This is a genomic window from Mesorhizobium sp. M2A.F.Ca.ET.067.02.1.1 (assembly GCF_004023285.1).
Lineage (GTDB): Bacteria > Pseudomonadota > Alphaproteobacteria > Rhizobiales > Rhizobiaceae > Mesorhizobium.
Map to the genome: position 1 here is coordinate 1 of NZ_RZSB01000818.1, position 2,507 is coordinate 2,507.

Consider the following 2,507-nt stretch of genomic DNA (forward strand, 5'->3'; position numbering starts at 1 on the left):
CCCCGACGCCGCCGATGAAGTTGGAATCGCGCTTGCGCAGGAAGCGGAAGCCGAGCGCGTAGAGGCCGGGCACGCTGGTGACGCCGCCCTGATGCGCGAGCTCGCCATCGCCGCCGAGCGCCAGCGGCTCCAGCCAGCCGAACGAGCGCGCATAGCCGGTCGCCCAGATGATGGTTCGGATCGATCCGTCGGTCAGCGACAGCCGCTCCGCGGAGGATGCCGGCATCACCACCGGCTCGGGCCGGTATGGTGTCGCCACACCCGCGAACCGGTCGATCTGGCCGAGTAGGCGCGCCTGCTTGGCTTCGGCTGCCGCGATGTGCGCCCCAAGATCGCCCGCGAAGCCGATCTCGCCGTCGCCGACGCCGCGCACCCGCCCGGTCAGTTCCACGCCGAGCGCCTGCAGCGTGGCGAGATCGACATCGGCCCTGTCCGGCCGGCCGGCGAGCTGCAGCGATGGCTGGCGCCGGGCGCCTTCCGGATTGGCGAGGTCTTCGGGGCGCTGCGCCATCAGACCCATCGCGCAGAGCCAGAAGAAGATGTCGTGGCCGCGCCATGTTCTGGGCAGCCGCGTATGCTTGCCGACCGAAAGCACCACGCGGCGCCCGGCGCGGGCGAGCTCGTCGGCGATCTGCACGCCGGAGGATGATGCGCCGACGACCAGCACGCCGCCGCCTGGCAGCTCGCCGGGCGAGCGATAATCCGAAGCGTGGATGCTCAGCGGTCCGCGAATGGTTTCGGCCCCAAACGGGATGACCGGCCGGTCGCAATGCCCCGTCGCCACGACGACCGCGCGCGCCGACCAGTCGCCGGCGCTGGTGCGCAGGCCAAAGCCGTCGCTGGTCCGCCGGGCGGCGATGACCTCGACATTGGTCTCGACGGGCGCATGCCATTGCCAGGCGTAGCGCTCCAGGCTTTCCACGAACGCCCCTTTGCTCATGAAGCCGTCCGGATCGCCGCCCTTGTAGGGCGAGCCGGGGAGTGCATTCAGCCAGTTCGGCGTGAGCAGCCGAAGCGAGCGCCAGCTCTGCGAGCGCCAGCGCTCGCCGATGCGCCCGCGCTCCAGCACGGCATGGTCGATGCCGGCCTGGCTGAGGCAATGGCTGAGCGCAAGGCCAGCCTGGCCCGCGCCGATGATGACGACAGCGCGTCTCATGGTTCAGTTCCGTCCGAGGAGAGGGAAGCGGCCCGGACCGGTTCCGGACCGCCTGTCGGCTTACTGGATGGTCTTGATGCCGACGGTGACCGGCACGCCCTTGGTCAGCACGTCGAAGACGGCCGAACGGGCACGCGACTGCTCGACCAGCTGCTGGAGCTTTTCGGCCGGCGCGTCGCCTTCGATCTCGAACGACACATGGATGTTCTGGAAGCCGTTGCGGACCTCATCGGAGATGCCGAGGATGCCGCGCAGGTCGATGTCGCCGTCCACCGAGCACTTCACCTTGGTGAGCTTGATGCCGCGCGCGGCGGCGATGTTGGCGACGCCGGCCATCAGGCAGCCAGCCAGCCCGTGAAGAAGCCACTCGACCGGGGTCGGCGCATTGTCGGCGCCGCACAGAATCGCCGGATGGTCGGCGTCGGCATAATGCGGCTTCTCGTGCTTCTGCTCGTTGCCGGCGCCGAAGAAGCCATGCATGACGGTCTTGCTGTGCGTGCCCTCGATCCACTCATTGTGTGCGCGGAACTGGAACTTGGCGAGCTCCGGCTGCCCGGCGACGAAATTGATCGTCGCCATCAGGTTCGGCGTGTCGACGCCATTGAGAGGAAGCCGTGCAGGTTTGGTGTTGGGTTGCATCATCATCTCCAAAGGTTGTTTTGCGGCTTGGTTGCCGTGACGGCCTCTGTTTGCCGTTGGAGCGTTTGAACGAGAGTGGATGCGACCGTGGAATTTTTCATACGCCCACCGTGGAAATTGGCATGGACGTATCGTTTGAAACGAGGTGGCTCACCGCTTGAGCCGATGCGCCCGAACGCAAAACCCCGGGCGTGGGGAAGCGCCCGGGGCTTGTCGACGGCGTGGCCGCGATCGCTATCGGCGGCTAGCCGATGGTGCGGATGTCCACCCCGCCGGTGCCGGAGGCAGCGCGGCGCGTCGAGGTGTAGTAGTCGATTCCCGAACGCGTGATGCCCATGTCCTTGAGCAGATAGTCAGGCATGGCATGCAAGGCGGCGCGGTCGCTGCGCATCCTCATCGCATGATAGAAAAGCCGCAGCGCCCGGCCGGCAAAGCCGATCGGGCCGATGCCCGACCGGCCGGTTTCATAAGCGGTATGCTCCAAACTCGTCATCGTCGTCTCCATTTTTGCGGCGCGACCATTTCGCGTCGGCGATGGCAGGACTGTCGCTGACGACCGGGGGAGCCAGCGTTGGAGCGGGCGTCGAAACTGCCGTGGAATCTGGCGATTTCTCAGTTTGAAATATCGTCCTTGGCACGGAGCACGTCCGCCTCGAAGCCTGGCGCGATCGCTTCGTCTTCGCGGGGCCTGCGGCCCGCGCCCGGATTGAGG

General features: G+C 67.1%; 3 protein-coding genes. All 3 read right to left on the reverse strand.

The window, feature by feature from the left end; translation table 11 throughout:
* Window positions 1–1,156: NAD(P)/FAD-dependent oxidoreductase (locus EOA28_RS32215; RefSeq protein WP_128315683.1), on the reverse strand; the 1,156-nt coding region annotated here is incomplete at its 3' end.
* Between the two features lie 60 nt (window positions 1,157–1,216).
* On the reverse strand, window positions 1,217–1,795 hold the full coding sequence (locus tag EOA28_RS32220) for an OsmC family protein (protein WP_245463250.1): 579 nt from the start codon (window positions 1,793–1,795) through the stop codon (window positions 1,217–1,219).
* A gap of 244 nt (window positions 1,796–2,039) precedes the next feature.
* Entirely contained in the window at window positions 2,040–2,288 is a 249-nt protein-coding gene (locus EOA28_RS32225) for a DUF1127 domain-containing protein (protein ID WP_189342314.1), read from the reverse strand.
* Window positions 2,289–2,507: the final 219 nt, after the last annotated feature.

Bases quoted from the DNA above. Each gene is read 5' to 3' on its own strand.
- EOA28_RS32220 (WP_245463250.1), bottom strand. From the start codon at position 1,795: ATGCAACCCAACACCAAACCTGCACGGCTTCCTCTCAATGGCGTCGAC.
- EOA28_RS32225 (WP_189342314.1), bottom strand. From the start codon at position 2,288: ATGACGAGTTTGGAGCATACCGCTTATGAAACCGGCCGGTCGGGCATC.